Below are 21,033 nucleotides of genomic sequence, written 5' to 3'. Positions count from 1 at the left end.
GGTAGAATAGGGAGTAAAGATTGTAAAAGGAGGTCCTATTATGGTTCCATCTACACCTATTAACTCGATCGTCAATTTGCCAAAGGAAATTTTCCAGGCCCAAAACCAACTTACTGAAAAACTCATGAAGTTGGCTGTGGAAGAAAAAGTAGGCCCACAGGCAAAAAGCGAACGGTTACTCGACATCTACTGTTAATTAGTCTACCCGGGTTTCTGGATTGAAGACAGGACGTTTTCTTTCCATAAACCCACCAATGGCTGAACGAAAGTCTTTGGAATCAAGCATGCTAGCATTCCAAACAGCAACGTAGTCCAATCCTTCTTCGACGGTTTTTCCAATTCCGTGGTTTAACACTTGTTTTACTCCACGTATCACGATGGTTGGATTTTCTGCAATTTCAGTTGCAGTGTTCATACCAGCTTGGAGAAGGGAATCAAAGTCTTCCGTGACCTTTGTCACAAGTCCCATTTGCAAAGCTTCCTCGGCAGTGATATCTTTTCCAGTTAATGCCAATTCTCTTGTATGAGCATTTCCAATCAAATGCGGAAGTCTTTGTAAAGATCCCATGTCAGCAACAATGGCTACTTTCGATTCTCGAAGAGAAAAACTAGCATCTTTTGAAGCATAACGAATATCACATGCAGAAACCAAATCAAGGCCACCACCGATACAATGTTTTTGCACTAGAGCGATGGAAGGTTTTTTTGAATTGTAAATGGCATTGATTCCTTTTTGCATCGTAAGGATGAGTTGGTAGAGTTTTTCTCTACCGTCAGCAAATTCTCCTTGGAAGACAGGTTTGAATTCTTGAAAAAATTCCTCCAAATCAAGTCCTGTGGAGAAAGATTTCCCCTTAGCGGCGACCACAAAACAATGAATTTGCGGGTCTGCATTGATTTGTTCGACCATATCCGGAAGGTCTCGCCAAAAAGGCCAATTCATGGCATTTCGTTTTTCAGGACGATTTAACCAAAGGATTGCTACGTTTTTTCTTTTTTCAATTTCAAAAAATGGAGAAGGGTTCATGCGTTTGTTTTTTCCTTTAACCAAAGTTTTTTGGAAACCATTAGATATACACCAAAGAGGATCAGTGCAATGGAAATGTATTGTGACTGTGAAAATCCATGCCAGTAATATCCTGTTAAGAAAGTTGGATTTCCGTTAGCATCTGGAATGTTCACTAGAGTAGGTGGATCGATAAATGGAATCACAGCTTTGTTCACACGTAAGAACTCAATGATGAGTCTCGCAAATCCATGGATGATGAGAAATTGCGCCCCAATACTCCATTTGCGAAAGTTTTGGTATCTTGCCCAAAATTGAAAATAGGCAAAGTAACCAAAAGCCATAATAGATTCCATGACTGGTGTATTCCATACAGGAACTCCAGACGGATGCGCACCGTGAAAATCAAAAACGAAAAAAGGAATTCTTGCGTCGGTTGCAAAACCGTAACAACCGTCTCCACTCACAAAACATCCAAGTCTTCCGATCGCATAACCCATGCTAATTGCAGGAATTACTGCATCATAATAAGCCCCAATGTCTAGTTTGTGATGACGAAAGTAAAGTGTAATGAAAAGCCATCCAAATAGAAGGCCTCCAAAGAACACAAGTCCACCACCGCTAAAAAGAGAAGACCAAAGTCCTGGGTGACCTGGAAACCCATTCCAATGAGTCAGTGGGTATGTGTACTTACCGTCGTATCCAGGAACATCAATAAACACTTGGTCCCAAATTTCAAAGATAAAGAAAATTTTTGCGCCCACTAGGGTGCCTAAAATCCCAAGAAATATCAACCAATCCGAGTGGCTCGGATCTAACTTTTTTCGTTCTAGCTCCTTCGGTAGAAGGTAGGAACCAACAAGAAAGGCCAACATCATAAGAAGGCTGAAAGTGGATAAACCTTCCCAGCCAAAGGGATTCGGAATCGGAATTCGATCTAACATAGGGGAAAGGGTAAAATTTACTCCTCATGGGGAAAGGAGAATTTCGGACCGGGGAAACCTGGAAATTTAGTAAAAAATTAGCTTGACTCTAGATAGTTTGATATTAAACTATCTAGTATTGATTTAAGGAGAACCATATGTTCGATTACCTATTTTCTACATCAGGGGATATCATCCCACTTATCCTACGCATCACAGCTTTTGTTGTGATTTTCCCACACGGTGCCCAAAAACTACTCGGTTGGTTTGGTGGATACGGATTCAAAGGAACTTACGGATTTTTTACGGGAACAATGAAATTTCCAGGAATCCTTGCCGTTCTTATCATTCTTGGTGAGTCCTTTGGTCCAGTATTACTTCTAGTAGGATTTTTAACTAAGTTTGCAGCAGCTTCTATCGCAATTATCATGATTGGGGCCGCAATTTTAGCTCATAGACAAAATGGATTTTTTATCAATTGGAACGGAAACCAAAAAGGGGAAGGATATGAGTTTCATATTCTTGCCGCTGGATTACTGATCGCTCTAGTCGTCGGCGGTGCTGGTGTGTATTCGGTTGATTTTAATTTAATCGGAAAATTCTAACCACCAATTTCGAACTGGTTCGACCTTTGTTTCTGTTGGCATAACCAACAAACAAGGGTTCGAACCCATCCACTGATCAATTCTTTGTTATCATCATTCTTAAAATATACAAAAACCAAAACGAACGTGGGAAGCTTGATCCACCTTTCGGAAAACAATTAATCTAAGTTAATGTATTCTTCGGGATCGAGCGGGGCATCAAGACCAATCCGCACTTCATAATGGACGTGAGCTCCTGTTGCTTTTCCAGTTTGTCCCACAAGGGCAATTTTATCCCCCCGTTTGACACGGTCGCCGGGATTTACTAAAATGAGAGAGCAGTGACCATAGAGTGTAAAAAATCCATTTTCATGGTTGATTCGAACCGATTTTCCAAGTCCCCCTACGGCCGTATCCACCGCAATGATTCCGGGGCCCGTGGCATAAATGGGAGTTCCTTCTCCCGCAGCAAAGTCTATCCCTGAATGGTACTCACCTACAGGTAAAATTCCAAAAGGATCACTTCTATAACCGAAGGTAGATGTCACAACGCCCACTCCCGGTTTTAGAGGCCGACCCCTTGGCATGGAATAAAATATACTTTCTCGCATAGAAAGGTAATCGATCGCATTTTGAAAATTGGGAACAAGGTTTCCTAACCTTACACCAAACTGTGTGTAGGTGGTCACCACTTGTTGGAATAACAAAAGATTGGAATCTAGTTCACTTGCATCTTTACGAAATTCTTCTTTCAGTAAATAGTCTTGGGTGATCATTTCCTTTTCTGGAATTTCTTCCCAAGCAAGTAGGTTTAAAGATTCAGCAGTGGATTCTAATTCTTCCACGGAGTCTCTTAGGTCTTGCGAGAGTAGGTCATAAAATAAAAAGGAGACCAGTTGGGTTTCTGTTTTTTTCTCAAGAGAGAGGTTTCTATCAAAGAAAAAGGAAAAGTAGAGAAGAAGGCCAAAGGAAAGAAGGACAAGCGAAAGGGAAAGCCCGAACAAAAATCCAAGCATCCCCACCGAAATTTCAATTTGGGCCAAGGCTTTTTCGTCATTGGGGATGAGGACAAAGCTCACTTTTTCCCGACTGCGGGAAATCCACTTCTGGGCGCGCTTTCGCCAACGTAAGTGTGCAATTTGGAGCCTTTCATAGGCGGTTGTGACGTAAGTTTCTGCCAATGTTCGTTATTCCGCCAATTTTTTCCTTGCCCATGCCATTTTTCAGGGGAAAGTGGATGAATCCAATATGTTTAAATTTCTCACTTCTCTTTTCAGAAAGAAAGCCGACTCTGTCGATTCCTTTTTGATGTACCCCGAGGGAAAGAGATACTATCGAGAATCCCATTCTATCCGCAGGGCCAATATCGATGAAGATGCCATCAAAATCATCAATCGATTGAACAAGTTTCGTTACAAGGCCTATTTAGTCGGTGGAGGGGTCCGAGATCTGCTTATGGGCAAACGCCCAAAAGACTTTGATATAGTCACAAGTGCGACTCCAAACCAAATCAAAAGGATCTTCAATAACTGCCGAATCATCGGTAAACGATTTAAAATTGTACATATCATTTTTAAAGGGAAAATTATTGAAGTCTCTACGTTCCGATCATTACCGGAACATCGTTTGGAAAAACACAAAGCAGATAACGATTATCTCATCAAACGGGACAATTCCTTCGGTACAGCAAAGGAAGACGCGGCAAGACGCGACTTTACCATTAACTCCTTGTTTTACGATCCTAAAAACGATTCCATTTTGGATTACGTTGGTGGGTTCGAAGACATTCAAAAGAAAATCGTTCGGGTCATTGGTGATCCAGATATTTCGTTCAAAGAAGATCCAGTTCGTATGTTACGAGCTGTTAAGTTTTCAGTATTACTCGGACTTGATATCGAGAAAAAAACCAAACTGGCAATCAAAAAGAACCGTTTGGAACTTGAAAAGTCCTCTACTGCTAGACTATTAGAAGAATACAACAAAATGTTTAGAACTTGGAAGACTTCGATTATATTCGAAGGCCTTGCAGAGAATCATTTGCTTGATGTACTTTTCAAAGAGCCTGCAGATAAACTAAAGAAAACAGATGTTGAGTGGCGTGAACATTTTATGGATACACCACTTGGAAAAAGGCTCGCAGTCACTGACAAACTTCTTTCCGCAAGAGAAGAAATGACTCCTGCGATCTTTTACTCCTTAATTTTCTATGATATTGTCAAAGATTTGTATGAAAATGACAGAGGCCACCTAGCACATAACATCAAAGAAAGTCTCCAACCTGTTTTTGAACGTATGGGAATTCCTAAACGTGAACAAGATAATTTGGTGAAGATCTTTATCAGCCAACCTCGATTTCAAGTTACTGATGATGAAAAAGAAAGACAAAACTCCTTTTTCAAAAAGAAGGACTACTTCTACGATGCGTTTATGGTCTATAAGATCGTTGCGATTTCGGAGGGAAATGAATCAGCAGTGCAAACAGCTTTCTTTTGGGAAATCTCTTTACGACAAAGACCGAAACCGGATAGCCATCAGTTCGGACAACAGAATCGTAAAAAAGAGCCAAATAAAAAGCGTCCACCCAGAAAGAAACACAGAGACAGAAGGGGTGGTGGAAATCAGAACCAAAACACAGCGCAAGATAACAACCAATCAGATTCAGGCAAACAGCCTGGTTCCACTTCCGATAGACAATTCTCTGATTCAGATTCAGAAGAAACGTAACGAATTAAAAAGGTAAGGTTTTGCGACCTTACCTTTTTAATGATTCTTTCGTCGGATGTACCGATGGAAAAACTGCAATCACTAACAAAAGTACTACTATTAGAAGATGATCCCACCATATCCCTTCTTTATAGTGGATTGCTGCAAAAACAGGGAATGGAAGTCACTAGTTTTGCCGAAATCAAATCAGCTCTTGAATACATAGAATCCAATCCTTTTCTGTCAGAAAGTGTGATTTTGACAGACTTACAATTGCCTGATGGTAATGGTTTGGAATTTGTACGGGAGATTCGAAAGATAAACAAATCCATTCCTATAATTGTGATTACATCGACAGAAGATCCAAAATCGATCATAGAAGTCATGAAGGAACATGTTCAGGAATATATCATTAAACCAGTCATTCCGGCAGAACTTCTCTCAAGAATTAAATACCAACTTTCAAATAAGGATAAAGAATACCAATATTCAGAATATGAAAAACAAAAGATTATTTCTCTTGAGAAACTTTTGGATTGGTATAGTTATAAAAATCATAGTTTAAAAAAAGGCGAATTTAATACGCAAGATATGCATAAAAACTTGTTTTACGGTCTTCGTACAAGTTTAGCGCAAGGTGCAGGATTTGGGATTCTAACACAGATTATAGATATCATTAAAGTTATGCCAAAAGCAGAAAATGGGAATTTTATATTAGATAGTGAAGTTCTCAATCTATTAGAAGAAAATGCAATCTATGCAAAAAAAGTATTAGATCGTTTCACCGAAATTGAAGAAGTAATTTTTGATCGAATACCAGCTGTCCAAACCAATCCAGTTCAAGTTTTAAAAGAACTTAATAGTGTGAAATCAGAAATGAGTCCTATTTTTTTACTCAAAAATCAATCTTTTGTTATGGGCGAAATTGATACAAAAAACTTTGAAAGTAAGCCTATTCTTTGGAATCAAAAGTATTTTCATAATGTATTTTATGAATTATTGTTAAATGCGATGAGGTTTTCTGCTAGCTCTAGTAAGATTTACTCATTGTTTCAATCTAATAAAGATGGTTTAGTTATTTCTATTGTGAATTCACTGAGCGAAGACTTTCAAATGAGAGATGGAATCCCAAATGAGTATTTGGAATTAGTATTTGAACCTTTTTTTCGCTTACATAAAAACATTTATGAGAAACATGGTTCCCTTGACTTTGGGATTGGACTAAGTTTTGTTCGGCAAACTTTACAAAAATTCGGTGGAACGATTTCTGCTTTTAACATATTCGATCATACTAATAGCAATAAAGAACCTAAGATAGAATTTAGAATATTTTTACCTTATTCTTCCTCTGAAAAATGAAGAAATCCACGGGACTTGGGTACATAGATTTTTCCACCTTTAATAAATTGCACTCCCGGTTTTCCTTTTTCTAATCGTCCTATCATTGTCACAGGAATTCCCTCGAGTACTGTCGGGAGGATTGCGGGAGAAAGAAACAAAAGTTCTAACTCTTCTCCTGAACCCAAACAAAGATCTAAACCAAGTTCTTTGTTTGCGAGGGGATCTAAAGGAACAGATTCAATTTGAATTTTCAATTTTCCTTTCGAAGCAATGGCTAACCTTTCTGCATCTTGAATAAGCCCATCAGTGATATCCATACAGGCATGGATTTGAAATTTCTGGAGAGAACTTAATATCGTATAACGAGATTTAGGGGAGAGGTGGTGTTCGATTGCATCCTTGTATAATTTGTCTTTTGATTTTTTTTTCAAAGCATAAAAGCCAAGTTGGCTTTTTCCCAGAGAACCGGTAGTATAGAGATAGTCTCCTGGTTTTCCTCCGGAACGAAGCCATGGTTTTTCCACGGTACCCACAACAGTAAGTGTCAGTTGAGTTTTTGAGGCAGAAAAGGTGTCGCCCCCTGCCAGTTTCATTCCATATTGGTCTAAAGACTTTCGAAGTTCTTTGGAAAAGGAACGAATCCATTCTTTTTTACGAGAGAGGGGAGAAAGGCCTAAGTTTAAAAAACATTCTTTGGGCCGACCGCCCGAAGCTGTAATGTCCGAGACATTGACTTCCACTAGCTTTTTTGCCAAAACTTGTGGTGAAGACCAATCGTGAAGGAAATGAGTGCCTTCCGAGAGCGAATCAGTTGTTACTAGCCGGTTTGGGGCTAAAAAATAACAATCATCCTCAGGTGGAGGTGTGATTCCAAACAGAGTTCGTATAATTTCGGATTCTTTCAAAGCTTACATCCAATAATTTTGTTTGACCCGGTGTGAAAACCGAAAATCCTGACATAAAAGAGGAAAATCTCGTACTTATGGAACTATTGTCTAAAGCCCACAAGACCCCTTCTATCGCAAAAGAAGCCGTACAAAAACAGTGGTTTGTTGTGGACGCAACTGATAAGACTCTCGGAAGATTGGCAAGTCAAGTAGCTTCCCGACTTCGCGGAAAACACAAATCTACCTTCACTCCTAACCAGGATTGTGGAGATAATATCATTATCGTTAATGCATCTAAAGTGGCAGTCACTGGTCGCAAAAGAGAACAAAAAATTTACTACCATCACTCACGTTACCCAGGTGGTATGACTGCAATTGCTTTCCATAAACTCATTCAAGAAAATCCTGAAAGAGTGATTATGGAAGCTGTGAAAGGAATGTTACCTAAATCTAAGTTAGGTGATCAAATGTTGAGAAATTGCCGCGTATTCGCTGGTAATGACCACAACTTGGGAGCTCAAAAGCCCCTCAAACTGGAGTTGAAATAATATGGCGCAAAAAGCAATTTGGGCAGTAGGCCGACGCAAAACATCCGTTGCACGTGCAAAAATCGCATCTGGAACTGGTAAAATCACAGTGAACCATAAAGATGTAAACGATTACATTAAAAATGGGGAACACTTAGTTCGCCGTGCTCTTGAGCCACTTTTAGTTTTAGATTCTCGCGACAAGTATGACATTGCACTCAATGTAACTGGTGGTGGAGTGATTGGGCAAGTAGGAGCAATTCGACATGCTGTAGCTCGTGCACTCGTAGCTTTTAACGAGGCTTTCAAACCAGCTTTGAAAAAAGAAGGTTTTCTCACTCGAGATAGCCGTATGGTGGAACGTAAAAAATACGGTCTACACAAAGCGCGTAGAGGAACTCAGTTCTCAAAACGTTAATCGGAATTCCTCTTTTTTTCCGATACGAAGCCTCCTACGGGAGGCTTTTTTTTTAGGTAGGTACCCCCTTGCACCAACTGATATTTTATTTTGCCTTCGCCATTGGTACCTTTGCCAGTAGTTGTTTTTTATATTCGATCGTTATTTTTTGCCAAACATTAGATGCAGTGAAAGGATTCTCAGGCATCGTCTTCTTTTTTCTTTTTTTACCTTTTCCTATTTTCTTCTTATATACGGGTTACTTACTCGATCATTATTCCAAAAAATGGGTGGTCGTGAGTTTTCAGTTTTTTCTTTTCATCTCCTCTCTTCTGTTAGGTGTTTTTACGGATTTTTTTCGAACCCATCCACTATTTTTGTTACCACTTGCTTTCGTGAATGGGATTGGAATGACAACAGTTCTTCCCGGTAGGATGGCCATTCTACGAGAGGTGATGGAATCACACAGACTTGTCTTTCATACCATAGCCGGAAATTTACTTTTGATCTTTGCTTTTGGGATGAGCCCTCTTGCCGTCGGTTGGTTTCGGGAAGGAAATGGGTATCCTAGTTTATTTTTGGTATTAACATCCTTTCACTTACTTTCGATGATCGCTTTTAGCTTATTACGATATGAAAGTAAGACTGAGAAACCAAGGTTCGATGCGAAAGGACAAAAACTAGAAAATATTCCTTCCTTATCTGCAAATCTCAAAACAGTAGTAGAGTTTCTAAAAGTGGATTCTGTATCTAGGCAAGTGATGTACATGGCTGTTCTCAGTATGCTTGCCCTTGGACCCATCCAAGTCATCCTTCCTAAATATGTTCGTAACGAATTGGGACTCGGGGAATTGGCTCGGGGAACGGTTCTTGTATTTTTAGGGCCGGGGTTATTTCTCGGTGGTGTTCTCACCATCCTTTTCCATCATCTGGAAAGAAAGGGTCTAATTTTACTGATTGTTTTTACCCTCTCCTCTCTATTCTTTTTAGGTTTTGTTCCTTTTGGAAAAGCTTCTGCTACTTCTTTCTTTTTGTTTTGTTTTGGAGTTTCTGGCGGAGTGGTTTCCAGCCTTCTTCCTGCGATTTTACAAAAACGCGCGGAAGATGGAATCCGAGGAAGGATCCTTTCTCTTTATACGGTTTGTTTTCAATTCACGCCGGCGGTGTCTGGATTTCTTTCCGCTCTCCTTGCGGATTCCATTGGTTCCCAACTCACCTTTGGAATTTTGGGTGGTTTATTTCTCTTTTTTGCCTTGGTTTCTTTTCTCCAATACAAGGAATTACGGGAGAGTTAACTTCTAATTTCCTTGCCCTAGGAGGCAAACCCGATTTCGCTGTAAGTGTATGATGTCGAAAACTGTCCGCGAAATTGCTGAGTTGTATACCAATTACTTTAAAGAAAAAGGCCACACCATCGTGCCTTCTTCAAGCCTTATCCCGAAGGGAGATCCCACTCTTTTATTTACAACCGCGGGAATGGTTCAGTTCAAACCTCTATTTACGGGAGCCGTGGACTTACCTTACACAAGAGCCGCTTCGGTACAAAAATGTGTTCGAACCACAGATTTGGAAGTAGTTGGTAAAACAGAAAGGCATTGTACATTTTTTGAAATGCTCGGGAACTTTTCTTTTGGAGATTACTTCAAAAAAGAAGCCATTGAATATGCCCTTGATTTTTCACTGAACCACTTACATATCCCTAAAGATAAAATTTGGGTAACGATTTACTTAGATGATGATGAAGCCAAAAAGATTTGGATGGATGCAGGCATTCCCGAAGAACGAATTGTAAGGCTTGGAAAAAAAGATAATTTCTGGGGTCCTGCAGGAGATAGTGGGGCTTGTGGTCCTTGTTCCGAATTGTATTTGGATCGTGGTCCAGAAAAAGGTGGACCTAATTGTGGAAATAATCCCAATTGCAAACCAGGTTGTGACTGTGATCGTTATTTAGAATATTGGAATTTAGTATTTAACCAATTTAACCAAACGGTTTCCGGGGAACTCCTCCCATTAAAACAAACTGGAATTGATACAGGATCTGGACTCGAACGTGTGGCTATGCTCTTACAGGAAGTGGATTCGGTTTATGATACGGATGAATTAAAATCCATCATTCGTAAAATCGAAACACTCTCTGGTAAAACTTATGACGATTCCACCAAACAGTCTTTTCGAGTGATTACTGATCACTCCCGTTCCGTATTCTTTTCGTTAGGAGATGGAATCTATCCTGACCGCACAGGTCGGGGGTATGTAATTCGTAGGCTCATTCGTCGTGCCTCCCTTTTTGCAAGAAAACTAGGAATTCACGAACCATTTTTATATAAACTAATTGGAACACTTCGGGATTTATATTCAGTAAGGTATCCAGAACTAAAGGACAAAGCAAAAGACATCGAATCTATCTTAAAAAAAGAAGAAGAGTTATTCCTTCATACTTTGGAAGTAGGTCTCGAAGAATTAGAAACTCTACTGGAACATCTGAAAAATAACAACCAAACAGTTGTCACAGGGAAAGAAGGATTTCGACTTTATTCCACTTACGGGTTTCCTCGTGAGATGACCAAAGAACTTGTGGTAGATCGTGGTTTTGGTTTTGATGACAAAGGATTCGAAGAGGAACTCGAAAAAGACCGTGACCTATCGCGCGCTAGTTGGAAAGGTAAAAAAGTCCAATATCTAACTGGGATTACTGCAAGTCCCGAACTCAAAACAGAATTTTTAGGATATTCGGCCGCAAAAGCAGAGGCAAAAGTGATTTATCTATTTGTAGATGGTAAGTCAGTTACTTCTGCAAATCAAGGGGAAGAAGCCGTTGTGATTTTGGATAAAACTCCATTTTATGCAGAAGGCGGTGGTCAGATCGGAGACTGGGGGTATCTAAAAAAAGAGGGGTTCCAGTTTCAAGTCCAGGACACACAAAAAGAAAACGAAACCTTCCTCCATTTGGGTGTGATTCTAAAAGGAAATATTTCCGTGGGGGATCAAATCGAAGCAGAGATAGATACTGGGCGGCGCCAAAACTTAGCCAACCATCACTCCGGTACACACTTGTTAAATGGGGCACTGCGACGTATCCTAGGAAACCATGTGGCACAAAAAGGTTCCATCGTTTCCTCTGATTATTTAAGATTTGATTTTTCCCATCCCAAGGCGCTTTCTCTAGAAGATATCATCTCCATTGAAAAAGATGTAAATGATGCGGTGAATGCTTCCATCCCTGTGAAAACAGAAGTTTTAGACATTGAAGATGCGAAACATTCTGGTGCTTTGTCTATGTTTGATGAGAAATATGGAAAATTAGTTCGCGTGATTTCTATGGGTGATAAATCCAAAGAATTTTGCGGGGGAACTCATGTTTCCAACACCAAAGAAATTGGATATTTTGCCATCATCAAAGAAGGAAGTCCCGGTGCAGGAAATAGACGGGTCGAAGCAATTTGTGGGGAAACAGTGATTGAATACTTTTTGTCTCAGTTCCAAACATTGGCCGCAAAAGTGGAAATACATAATTTAAACGCCAAAGAAACGTTTGGTGATCTGAAAGAATTTGGAATTTCGACTGTAGTTCCCGCACCCGAAGACTTACAAAATTTATTTTCCAAAAAAGGAAATGCAGCTGTGGAATTTTTGCGCACACTGCGCGAAAGTTTAGAGACGGAACTAGAAGAAAAATCCAGCGCCCTCTTTAAGGCAAAAAAGAAAAAAGAACAACTGAGCTTCCAGATGAATCCGGAACTTGTCGATGGACTTCTTAAAAAAGCCCATTCCTTTTCGAAAGGAAAAGTGGTTACGGAAATGTTTAATTCTGTGGATGCCAAGTCTCTCAAAGACCTGGCCGATAGCCTCAAAGCCAAAGAACCAGAAATTCTTTGCCTCTTTGGATCGGTGGAGGGAGAAACAAGTTCCCTTGTTTTTATGTGCAATAAGGTATTGAACGAAAGGGGAATCCACTGTGGTGACCTTTTGAAGGAAACCTTAGTTCTGTTAGATGGAAAAGGGGGCGGAAGGCCAGATATGGCACAAGGTGGTGGCAAAAAACCTGAAAGTTTACAAGCCGCTTTGGATTTTGCTTTGGGCCTTGCCAAAAAGAGTTTAGGATAAATAAGAATCAGTTAGGAGTAAACTATATGGCACAAGATCCATCATTTGACATTGTATCAAAAATCGAAAGACCGGAATTGCAGAATGCCGTGGCACAAGCCATGACAGAAATCCAAACACGATTTGATTTTAAAGGATCGAATTCAGAAATCAAACTCACGGAAGACACCTTAGTTTTGACCTCAGAAAATGAGATCAAACTAAAGCAGGTGATTGATGTCCTCACTACCAAAATGGCAAAAAGGGGAATTAGTCTAAAGGCCTTTGATTTTGAATCCAAAATTGAGCCGGCTACGGGTCAAACCGTCCGTCAAAAAGTAAAGATCCAAAATGGATTGGACAAAGACCAAACAAGACAAATCACCACCCTCATCAAAGACCAAAAACTGAAAGTCCAGGCAACCATCCAGGGGGAATCGGTTCGGGTGGTGGGCAAAAAAAAGGACGATTTGCAAGAGGTGATGGCGGCGATTCGCAACGCCAATTTCAATTTTGATGCCAATTTTACGAATTTTAAGGGTTAGATTCTTAGCTTAAAGAAAGCCTTTTCGCTTCCATTTTTTTTCTGCCTATGTCTCAAAACCGGCCGATATTTCCCGTATGGACCCTAAAAAATCCGTATGGGGATGGACTTTGCCACGTAAAGACTTCCTTCCGTATCTATTAGTATTTTCCGGTGTGTTTTTACTTTTGTCTCTCTTTTCGTTTCAGGAAGGAGAAGACGGGTCGCTTTTCAATTGGTTTGGAAGGCTTGGGCATTACATCGCATTTACACTTCTTTATCTTTTTGGGAAGTCCTCGTTTTTATTTGCTGGATTTGTTTTGATGTTAGGTGTCCTTTCTTTGCGAAATCCTGACTTCGACAGACTGGGCAAAGCATTGTTTTTCCCTCTTTTCCTTGTGGCAACAACAGTGAGTTTGCATTTACTTGAAACTCCTCTAGGTCATGTAGGGGACAGTGGTGGAATTCTTGGCCAATTTTTCTCTTGGGTTTTTTCTTATCTTTTTGGAGAGACGGGTCGTATCCTTGTCGTATTCTTTTTATACTTATACTTTGCCGTGATCTGGCTTGAAGACGGAGCTTGGTCTTTTACCTTTGATGCCATTCATAAATATTCCAATGGAATTTATCGATTGATGGGCGGACGAAAGGAACTCCCTCACTTGAGACTTCCTCAATTTTTGGAATCAGTGGTATCCACGCGCCGCGCCCCCATAGAAGAGATTCGAAACAAACAATGGTTTAGTGTCCAAACAGAGGAAGAAACCAAAGAAGATATCGCGAGTCATTTTTGGAATGTAGTCGCCGAAGAAAATCCTGGGAAATATAGACAAAAAACAGGAATGGATTTTGACCGTTTCCGTAACGAAGATGGGCTTTCGAAAGATAAAGAAGGTTTGAATCATTCGATAGTATCCAAACAAAAACCAGCGGTTCGTTACCGAAATGTTACCAAATTTGAAGGTTTTTTTGACGAGTCAGGTAAGGTGTTTCGTTTCCAAAAATCAGAATCAAAATTGGATTCTCTTGCGGAAAATGTACGGAATGAAATATTAATTTCTAAATTAAAACTAACAGACAATAGACGTCTTACCGAGGAATTGGAAGAAAAGGAAATGGAACGGGAATCCAAAATCCTGTTTCAATTTCCGGAAGCAAAATGGAAACCAAAAGGGGAGGCAATTGCGGACCTCACTAGTTTGGAGTTACCTAAATTAGAACCAATTCAACCTTTGTTTGGTGAAAAAGACGAACGGTTCGAAAAGTCCAGTTTTCAGTCTCCTACTTACTTTTATGAAGAAGAAGTTGAGGACGTTGAATCAGAAGAGGATGGTTCCTATGACGACCCATCGGCATTGCCAGTCCTTATGGGTTCTGAAGAGGAAGAGATTCCTGGAAAAACAGAAGCCATCCAAATTCCAGAATCAGTGCGTCTTTCTCTTGTAGAAGAAACTGGTTGGGATGCAAATGAAAGTAGTGAATCTGATGAGTCACAAGAAGAAATAGATTCTAGTTCCGAAGAGTTTGAAGAAGAAACTCTCGAAACTTTGGCAGTGGAAGAGGCATCTCCTCTTGTTCGCTCTAACTTAAGTTCTGGAAATTTTGGTAAGAAAAAACCAGAACCGAAAGTAGAGCAAGAACTAATGTTTGGTTCCATGGTTCCAAAACCCAAACTGAAAAAAGGAAAGTATTATATCTCGCCTAGGTTACTTGTGTCTCACCAAGTACCTGTGGCCAATATTTTAAAAAATGATTCAGAACTGGATCTGATCTCTCGTAAAATCGAAGAGTCTACAGGTCATTTTGGAATTGAGTCCAAAGTGATTACAAAAGAAAGAGGACCGATTATCACGCGTTATGAGATCACCATTCCTAATGGGATCAAACTCAACCGTATCGTTTCACTTTCTGATGAAATCAGAGCCTACTTAGAAGTAAAAAACATTCGGATCGTGGCACCAATTCCGGGCAAGGCTTCCATCGGGATTGAGGTTCCGAACCGGATTCGAGAAGATGTGTTTTTATCTGAAATTTTAAAAGATACCATCCTCCAACACAAGGCCAAAGACCTTTCGATTTGTATTGGAAAAGACATCTCGGGAAAACTTGTGATGATAGATATCGCAAAACTTCCGCACTTACTCGTCGCGGGAACTACGGGATCTGGAAAGTCGGTGAGTATCAATGCGATGATTACCAGTCTTATCTGCACTCGTTCTCCCGAAGAAGTGCGCTTCATCATGATTGACCCGAAGATGGTGGAGATGACATTGTATGAAGGGATTCCTCACCTTTTAATGCCAGTGATCACCGATCCGAAAAAAGCAACCAAGGCACTTTCTTGGGCCATTCAAGAAATGGAGAGTCGATACCAAATGATCTCCCAATTGAAAAGTAGGGACTTCAAAAGTTTTAATGAAAAAGTGGATGAGTATGCCCATGCCAAAGGCTTTCAGAAACTTCCGTACATTGTGATCTTTATTGACGAGCTTGCGGACTTAATGATGGTTTCGGGAAAGGATCTCGAAGAACAAATCCAAAGGATTTCTCAAAAAGCAAGGGCTGTCGGAATCCATTTGGTGATGGCAACCCAAAGGCCATCCGTGGATGTGATCACCGGGGTGATCAAAGCAAACTGTCCGGCAAGGGTAGCCTTCCAAGTGGCACAAAAGACGGACTCTAGAACCATTCTTGATACAAGCGGGGCCGAAACCCTTCTCGGAAAAGGAGACTTTTTATACCGGTCTCCGACTTCGAGTGACCTCCAAAGAATCCAAGCTCCTTTTATTGAAGAGAAAGAAATTGAATCCATCGTGGAAGAGGCTAAAAAACAAGGGGCTCCTGCGTATGTGGAGATGAATTGGGAGGATGAAACCAGTGTCGAAATGGCTTCCGATGAAGATGAAGAACTTTTTGACGAGGCTTGGAATATCGTTGTCACGGAAAAAAAAGCCAGTGCTAGTTACCTCCAACGCCGGATGAGGATCGGATACAACAAGGCCGCAAGGCTTATGGAACTCATGGAAATGCGTGGTTATGTTTCCCCACAAATCGGGGCCAAACCACGGGAAATCCTGCGTTCAGCGTAAATCATCGACAAGAGAACTTTGTCTGAAAAACTGGGAAACTATGAAAGTATGGATCGGATCTTTTTTACTTGTATTTGGGGTGTCTCTCGGTGCCCAAACAAGTCCGGCTCACAATTGGCACTCACCCTCCGAAGTGGTGAAAAAGATAAAGAAGAACTTTAGTGATATCAATTCCTATTCGGCTGATTTTCTCATCAAAACAGAAGACAACAAAAAGGAAAAACAGATGCGCGGGAAATGTTTTTACAAACGTCCCGGCAAAATCAGATACAACTTTGCAGAACCGGAAGGGGACGAAATTGTATCTGATGGAAAAACTCTTCATATCTTTATCAAGAGGTTAGGTGCTGTAGGTAAACAAGACCTAACTCTTGATCGTAAAAATACTTCGGGTCCCATCTTTACAACGAACAGTCCCGATGGCCTCAATCGTCTTTTTCGTAAATACCATTATAAATTTGATACCATCGAACAACCTCGTTCTATGGGAGATACGGCAAAATACTTTGTTTTGGATCTCGACCAACGAGAAAAGATTGGTGGGTTTGAAAAGATGAAACTTTTTGTTGATTCCGAATCTTACCTAATCAAAAAAGCAGTGGCTACCGATGGACGCGGGAAAGTAACCACAATCTCATTTTCCAATATTAATTTTTCTGAAGAAATCCAAGATGGAGTTTTCAATTTTCACATGAGCGGAAACGCTAAAATTGTAAACAACCCACTTGTATCCGAAAACTAAGCTAAGAGGATATCATCTTGAACACAAAACGAGTCGGTCAAATCATACGAGAAGCGAGAGAAGATAAAAAACTCTCTGTCAAAGATGTAGCCAAAGAAACAAATATTGCAGCCAAGTACATCATCGCTTTAGAAACAGAAGATTATTCTCAATTCCCCGCAGAAACCTTTGCTCTTGGATTTTTAAAAAACTACGCCAGTTATTTAAAATTAGATTCTGCCATGTTACTGAATCTTTATCGGGGAGAACAAATAGAAGAATCACAAGCCCCTCTGGAAGAACTCACTCGTCCGACAACAACTCCTTTCAGTTTAGATCGCAATAAAATCATAAGCCTTGTTTCCCTTTTCCTTTTTGTGATCTCAGCATACATTATCTACATTAGTTTTGAAGATTCTGGCTCTGGATCTATGGACGAGGAAACGACTGAAGTAGGTTCTACTGTTGAGACAGTTGCTAGTTCCGACATTCCATCAGGAATCAACTTTGTTTCTCAAAGTGTTCCTGAAAACGCGAGTGTACCATTTATTTTAACGGAAGACCGTGGTGTGAGTTTTAGTGTAAACAACCAACAGTGTAAGATGTTCATCAAAGGTGTTTCCAATGGAAAAGCAAACCTTGGTTTCAATATTTTTCCTGAGAAAAATGTATACTTTTTCCAAACTGCAGAAGGTGAGGAAACTATTCTTTCCTACCGTATTGAGGAACTAACTTCTCTTCGTCGTGACATCCGAGTTGTGACCCAAGCAGTTACTGAAAAGTCTGCTAAGGTTCTTGTGACACTCAAAGAAGAAAGAGAAGGGGCCGCGGTAAAATCTCCTGTGGGAGATGTGCCAATCCAAGTAACACTTTTTTTCTCGAAACCAAGTTACGTAGAATTTGTATTAGATGGTCAGATGGGAGAAAGAGGACTTGTTTCTGCAGGGGAAGTCAAACACTTAGAAGCTCGAGACAGACTTGAAATCAAAGTGGGTGACGGTGGAGCCGTAGAAATGGTTCAAAATGGAAAAGAACGATCTGTCCTTGGAAAACCAGGGAAACTTGTCAAAAAAATCTTCATTCGTAAGCCGAATCCTTATGATTCCACTCAATCCATCATTGGAGAGTTAGGCGAATAATGCCGAAGGTTAAGGAAAAAACCGAAGAGACACCGAAGTCGTTTTTTATCACGACTCTCGGTTGCCCTAAAAATACCGTTGATTCAATGGCGATGCACCAGTCGCTTCTAAAGGAAGGACTCCTTCCTGCGGCAGGTCCTGAAGCCAGTGATTTCCATTTAGTCAATACTTGTACTTTTATCCAAGATGCTACAAAAGAAACCATCCAAACCATTTTAGATTCTATCGATATCAAAAAGAAGAGCAAACAAAAGTTAGTGGTTGTGGGTTGTTTTGCGGAACGTGCGGGAAAAGAAATTTCCGACGATCTTCCCGAAGTGGACCTTCATTTTGGAACCGGAAAGTATGATAAAGCAGGAGAGATCCTCCGTAAAAACTTTCCCCTCGAATTCAAAGATCTAACCGAATTCAATGCTGATCTCTTGGACAGGCTTATCACTAGCAAAGGAATTGAAAACTATTCCAAACCATACTCTTATGTAAAAATTTCCGATGGCTGCAACCGAGGTTGTAACTTTTGTATCATTCCTAATTTACGAGGAAAGTATCGGGATACAGATAGTACTGATGTTTTAGAACAAACAAAACGGGCTGTCAAAGCAGGTTCGAAAGAGATTTGTCTTGTATCGCAAGACACTGTGTTTTATGGAAAGGATACGGATAAACTTTTGGATTTGGTTCGTTCTGTGGCCGATGTGGAAGGACTCGAACTCTTAAGACTTCTTTATCTTTACCCTGACAAAAAAACAGAAAAGTTACTAGATCTTTATAAAGAAATTCCTAAAATTGCCCCGTATTTGGAAAGCCCTTTACAACATGTTTCCAAATCCGTTTTAAAATCGATGAACCGAACGGGCGAATATTCATACTTTAAATCATTATTCCAAAAAGCACGCGACCTCCGCCCTGAATTGGAAATTCGCACTTCCTTTATTCTTGGTTTCCCTGGAGAGACAATGGAGGATGTGGAAGAGATCATTCGGTTTGTCGAAGATGTAAAACCAGAAAAGGTAAATCTATTTCCTTATTCCCCACAAGAAGGAACAAAGGGTGCGACGATGGATGGCCAAATTAAGGACAAAGAAATTGCACGCCGAGTGAACTTGGTGCGTGATGCCTATCTTGGAACTTTAAGAACCATCCACCAAAATCGAATTGGAAAAATCTATCCTGCCGTCGTGGATGAAGTATTAGAAAAAGGAGCCATGGTTCGTCGTTTCCAAGATGCTCCTGAAATTGATGAAATTGTCTATGTGGAAGATATGGGTTTGAAACTGGGCCAATTCGGTCAGGTTCGTGTGGACTCTTTCTTTGAATTAGATATGGCAGGGACTTGGGTGGCATAGTGGAAGATTGGAAAACCATTGCCAATATTCCGAACTTACTTACCGTTCTTCGGGTTCTCGCACTTCCTTTTTTTATCTTTGCTCTTTTCCAAAAAGAATGGGAATACCAAATTTTTGCTTTTGTTCTCTTTGCACTTGCTTCCCTCACGGATCTAGTGGATGGATATTTGGCACGGAAGTGGAACCAACAAACAGAATTTGGAAAGTTCCTGGATCCTTTGGCAGATAAGTTTTTAGTCATCGGTTGTTTTGTCACTTTTTTGTTCATCCACGAACCTATCGAAGTTTGGATGGTGGTTCTTATCATCGCACGAGATATGCTTATCACCTTTCTTCGTTATATTGCCGTTCGTTCTGGTAAAAGCCTTCGCACCACAATGATGGGAAAAGTCAAAACTGCTTTCCAGATGGGTGCCATCCTTATGATTTTAGTTGTCTTTATGTTAATCTCTGGCAAAAGACGAGCCATGATTAATGAAACCTATGCTATGGGAAAACTTGCAGGATACTCTACATTTGAAGTGGCTTCCCAACATGCAAATGAGTTTGGTGCGCTTGTTAGAACCTCTGAAAGTCTAAGTTTTAAAGATTTTTTTGATTCTATTGCTTCTTTTGTACCTTATTTTGGAATGTTATTTACAACACTGATCACAGTCATTTCTGGACTTCGTTATATTGTGACCAATTATCAATTGTTAACTTTCTCTAACCTAAAAAGGATTTTTTATGACCGTTCCCACAATTAAGGAGATCCTCGGACAAGTAGTTTCCGGACACCACTTGGTCGACAGTCACGCAGAACATTTTTTAAGTGAGGTGATGGATGGGAAAGTCACTGAGCCTGTTCTTGCCTCTTTTCTCACTGCTATGAAGATGAAAGGGGAAACTACGGACGAATTGTACGGATTTGTTCGGGCCATGCGTCACCATGCCATTCGACCTTCTAAAAAATTTGATTTTGATTTTTTAGACACTTGTGGGACGGGAGGAGATGGGAAAGGGACATTGAATGTATCCACACTTTCTGCCCTCACTTTGGCAAGCCTTGGATTTAAGGTTGCCAAACATGGAAACCGGTCTGTCTCCTCCCTTTCCGGGAGTTCTGATATTCTTTCAGGTTTAGGATACAAGTTAGATCAGTCTACGGCAGATTCAGAATCAGAGTTTCTCCGCACAGGATTTGTGTTTTTGTTTGCTCCGGCATGGCATCCGGCAATGAAGTATGCAGGACCTGTTCGTTCCGCACTCGGATTTCGCACTTTTTTCAATTTGATCGGGCCTCTTTCGAATCCATTTTCACCTTCGCACCAAATGGTGGGTGTCTATGACAAATCACTTTGTCTGCCTATGGCGGAAATTTTGGGAAGGCTTGGTTCCAAACGTGCGATTGTTTGCCATTCCCAGGATGGATTGGATGAATTTTCTATCTTTGAAGGGACTGATTATGCCTATTTTGATGGAAAAGATACCAAGGAATTGGCATTCCATCCTAAGGAATTGGGCTTAAATTCTAAGGAATTGGACAGAAATACAGTGTTCTCCTCTTCGAAAGAAGGAGCGGAATCACTCTTTCGAGCTGTTCTCGATCCAAAGGAATCAACAGGTGGGACTGCCATGGTCGCTCTAAACGCAGGGGTGGCCATGTTTTTACTCGGAGCCGTGAATGATATACGAACAGGGTACGAAACGGCGAAAGGGGCGATCCTCGAGAAAAAAGTTCTCCGATTCGTTCGTGAAACATTGAATTTAACATAAGGCCTATAA

General features: G+C 40.5%; 19 protein-coding genes. 15 read left to right on the top strand and 4 right to left on the bottom strand.

The window, feature by feature from the left end:
- Positions 1-40: 40 nt before the first annotated feature.
- Positions 41-196 carry a hypothetical protein gene (locus LEP1GSC203_RS19865; RefSeq protein ID WP_002974110.1) on the top strand — a complete coding sequence of 52 codons (156 nt, stop codon included), beginning with the start codon at positions 41-43 and terminating at the stop codon, positions 194-196.
- On the opposite strand, the gene LEP1GSC203_RS12420 is transcribed toward LEP1GSC203_RS19865, so the two are convergent.
- Complete coding sequence (locus LEP1GSC203_RS12420; protein WP_002974210.1) at positions 197-1,027, bottom strand: crotonase/enoyl-CoA hydratase family protein; 831 nt, start codon at positions 1,025-1,027, stop codon at positions 197-199.
- Positions 1,024-1,950 (bottom strand): prolipoprotein diacylglyceryl transferase, encoded by a 927-nt coding sequence (locus tag LEP1GSC203_RS12415; RefSeq protein WP_002973813.1) that lies wholly within the window; start codon positions 1,948-1,950, stop codon positions 1,024-1,026. Before LEP1GSC203_RS12415 ends, LEP1GSC203_RS12420 begins: the two co-directional genes overlap by 4 nt.
- A gap of 137 nt (positions 1,951-2,087) precedes the next feature.
- On the opposite strand from LEP1GSC203_RS12415, the gene LEP1GSC203_RS12410 reads away from it, so the two are divergent.
- On the top strand, positions 2,088-2,534 hold the full coding sequence (locus LEP1GSC203_RS12410; protein WP_002973928.1) for a DoxX family protein: 447 nt from the start codon (positions 2,088-2,090) through the stop codon (positions 2,532-2,534).
- Between the two features lie 158 nt (positions 2,535-2,692).
- Here LEP1GSC203_RS12410 and LEP1GSC203_RS12405 read toward each other — a convergent pair whose 3' ends face one another.
- Positions 2,693-3,694 (bottom strand): M23 family metallopeptidase, encoded by a 1,002-nt coding sequence (locus tag LEP1GSC203_RS12405; protein WP_002974508.1) that lies wholly within the window; start codon positions 3,692-3,694, stop codon positions 2,693-2,695.
- A gap of 67 nt (positions 3,695-3,761) precedes the next feature.
- Between LEP1GSC203_RS12405 and pcnB the strand changes: the two genes are divergently transcribed.
- Together pcnB and LEP1GSC203_RS12395 are read left to right on the top strand one after the other, a co-directional pair.
- Positions 3,762-5,237 carry a polynucleotide adenylyltransferase PcnB gene (gene pcnB, locus LEP1GSC203_RS12400; protein WP_002973639.1) on the top strand — a complete coding sequence of 492 codons (1,476 nt, stop codon included), beginning with the start codon at positions 3,762-3,764 and terminating at the stop codon, positions 5,235-5,237.
- A 63-nt stretch (positions 5,238-5,300) separates the two neighbouring features.
- Positions 5,301-6,575, top strand: coding sequence for a hybrid sensor histidine kinase/response regulator (locus LEP1GSC203_RS12395; RefSeq protein ID WP_002974451.1), 1,275 nt, complete (start codon positions 5,301-5,303; stop codon positions 6,573-6,575).
- On the opposite strand, the gene thiL is transcribed toward LEP1GSC203_RS12395, so the two are convergent.
- Positions 6,554-7,462: a thiamine-phosphate kinase gene (gene thiL, locus LEP1GSC203_RS12390; protein ID WP_002974339.1), complete on the bottom strand. Its 909-nt coding sequence runs from the start codon at positions 7,460-7,462 to the stop codon at positions 6,554-6,556. The genes LEP1GSC203_RS12395 and thiL overlap by 22 nt on opposite strands.
- Before the next feature lie 77 nt (positions 7,463-7,539).
- On the opposite strand from thiL, the gene rplM reads away from it, so the two are divergent.
- The 11 genes from rplM (at position 7,540) to trpD (ending at position 21,024) form a co-directional block, all read left to right on the top strand.
- A complete protein-coding gene (gene rplM, locus LEP1GSC203_RS12385) occupies positions 7,540-7,992 on the top strand; it encodes a 50S ribosomal protein L13 (protein WP_002973943.1) in 453 nt (150 codons plus the stop codon).
- 1 nt (position 7,993) lies between these two features.
- Positions 7,994-8,389 carry a 30S ribosomal protein S9 gene (gene rpsI, locus LEP1GSC203_RS12380; protein WP_002974071.1) on the top strand — a complete coding sequence of 132 codons (396 nt, stop codon included), beginning with the start codon at positions 7,994-7,996 and terminating at the stop codon, positions 8,387-8,389.
- Positions 8,390-8,457: 68 nt separating this feature from the next.
- Positions 8,458-9,663 carry an MFS transporter gene (locus LEP1GSC203_RS12375; RefSeq protein ID WP_002974395.1) on the top strand — a complete coding sequence of 402 codons (1,206 nt, stop codon included), beginning with the start codon at positions 8,458-8,460 and terminating at the stop codon, positions 9,661-9,663.
- A 49-nt stretch (positions 9,664-9,712) separates the two neighbouring features.
- Positions 9,713-12,472: an alanine--tRNA ligase gene (alaS, locus tag LEP1GSC203_RS12370; RefSeq protein WP_039937820.1), complete on the top strand. Its 2,760-nt coding sequence runs from the start codon at positions 9,713-9,715 to the stop codon at positions 12,470-12,472.
- Between the two features lie 26 nt (positions 12,473-12,498).
- On the top strand, positions 12,499-12,996 hold the full coding sequence (locus tag LEP1GSC203_RS12365; protein WP_002974224.1) for a YajQ family cyclic di-GMP-binding protein: 498 nt from the start codon (positions 12,499-12,501) through the stop codon (positions 12,994-12,996).
- 76 nt (positions 12,997-13,072) lie between these two features.
- On the top strand, positions 13,073-16,063 hold the full coding sequence (locus LEP1GSC203_RS12360; RefSeq protein ID WP_002974291.1) for a DNA translocase FtsK: 2,991 nt from the start codon (positions 13,073-13,075) through the stop codon (positions 16,061-16,063).
- Positions 16,064-16,103: 40 nt separating this feature from the next.
- Positions 16,104-16,805: a LolA family protein gene (locus LEP1GSC203_RS12355; RefSeq protein ID WP_002974422.1), complete on the top strand. Its 702-nt coding sequence runs from the start codon at positions 16,104-16,106 to the stop codon at positions 16,803-16,805.
- A gap of 17 nt (positions 16,806-16,822) precedes the next feature.
- Complete coding sequence (locus tag LEP1GSC203_RS12350) at positions 16,823-17,923, top strand: helix-turn-helix domain-containing protein (RefSeq protein WP_002974538.1); 1,101 nt, start codon at positions 16,823-16,825, stop codon at positions 17,921-17,923.
- Entirely contained in the window at positions 17,923-19,269 is a 1,347-nt protein-coding gene (locus LEP1GSC203_RS12345; protein ID WP_002973779.1) for a MiaB/RimO family radical SAM methylthiotransferase, read from the top strand. The genes LEP1GSC203_RS12350 and LEP1GSC203_RS12345 overlap by 1 nt, the downstream gene beginning before the upstream one ends.
- Positions 19,269-20,015 (top strand): CDP-diacylglycerol--glycerol-3-phosphate 3-phosphatidyltransferase, encoded by a 747-nt coding sequence (gene pgsA, locus LEP1GSC203_RS12340; protein WP_002973735.1) that lies wholly within the window; start codon positions 19,269-19,271, stop codon positions 20,013-20,015. The genes LEP1GSC203_RS12345 and pgsA overlap by 1 nt, the downstream gene beginning before the upstream one ends.
- Positions 19,996-21,024: an anthranilate phosphoribosyltransferase gene (trpD, locus tag LEP1GSC203_RS12335; RefSeq protein WP_002973806.1), complete on the top strand. Its 1,029-nt coding sequence runs from the start codon at positions 19,996-19,998 to the stop codon at positions 21,022-21,024. The genes pgsA and trpD overlap by 20 nt, the downstream gene beginning before the upstream one ends.
- The last annotated feature ends 9 nt before the right edge of the window (positions 21,025-21,033 follow it).

The organism is Leptospira terpstrae serovar Hualin str. LT 11-33 = ATCC 700639 (assembly GCF_000332495.1).
In the GTDB taxonomy this organism is placed as follows: Bacteria; Spirochaetota; Leptospiria; order Leptospirales; family Leptospiraceae; genus Leptospira_A; species Leptospira_A terpstrae.
Note: the sequence above shows the minus strand (reverse complement) of the source record. Positions and strands in the feature narration are given on the sequence as shown.

Bases quoted from the DNA above. Each gene is read 5' to 3' on its own strand.
- LEP1GSC203_RS19865 (WP_002974110.1), top strand. From the start codon at position 41: ATGGTTCCATCTACACCTATTAACTCGATCGTCAATTTGCCAAAGGAA.
- LEP1GSC203_RS12420 (WP_002974210.1), bottom strand. From the start codon at position 1,027: ATGAACCCTTCTCCATTTTTTGAAATTGAAAAAAGAAAAAACGTAGCA.
- LEP1GSC203_RS12415 (WP_002973813.1), bottom strand. From the start codon at position 1,950: ATGTTAGATCGAATTCCGATTCCGAATCCCTTTGGCTGGGAAGGTTTA.
- LEP1GSC203_RS12410 (WP_002973928.1), top strand. From the start codon at position 2,088: ATGTTCGATTACCTATTTTCTACATCAGGGGATATCATCCCACTTATC.
- pcnB (WP_002973639.1), top strand. From the start codon at position 3,762: ATGTTTAAATTTCTCACTTCTCTTTTCAGAAAGAAAGCCGACTCTGTC.
- LEP1GSC203_RS12395 (WP_002974451.1), top strand. From the start codon at position 5,301: ATGGAAAAACTGCAATCACTAACAAAAGTACTACTATTAGAAGATGAT.
- rplM (WP_002973943.1), top strand. From the start codon at position 7,540: ATGGAACTATTGTCTAAAGCCCACAAGACCCCTTCTATCGCAAAAGAA.
- rpsI (WP_002974071.1), top strand. From the start codon at position 7,994: ATGGCGCAAAAAGCAATTTGGGCAGTAGGCCGACGCAAAACATCCGTT.
- alaS (WP_039937820.1), top strand. From the start codon at position 9,713: ATGATGTCGAAAACTGTCCGCGAAATTGCTGAGTTGTATACCAATTAC.
- LEP1GSC203_RS12365 (WP_002974224.1), top strand. From the start codon at position 12,499: ATGGCACAAGATCCATCATTTGACATTGTATCAAAAATCGAAAGACCG.
- LEP1GSC203_RS12360 (WP_002974291.1), top strand. From the start codon at position 13,073: ATGGACCCTAAAAAATCCGTATGGGGATGGACTTTGCCACGTAAAGAC.
- LEP1GSC203_RS12355 (WP_002974422.1), top strand. From the start codon at position 16,104: ATGAAAGTATGGATCGGATCTTTTTTACTTGTATTTGGGGTGTCTCTC.
- LEP1GSC203_RS12345 (WP_002973779.1), top strand. From the start codon at position 17,923: ATGCCGAAGGTTAAGGAAAAAACCGAAGAGACACCGAAGTCGTTTTTT.
- trpD (WP_002973806.1), top strand. From the start codon at position 19,996: ATGACCGTTCCCACAATTAAGGAGATCCTCGGACAAGTAGTTTCCGGA.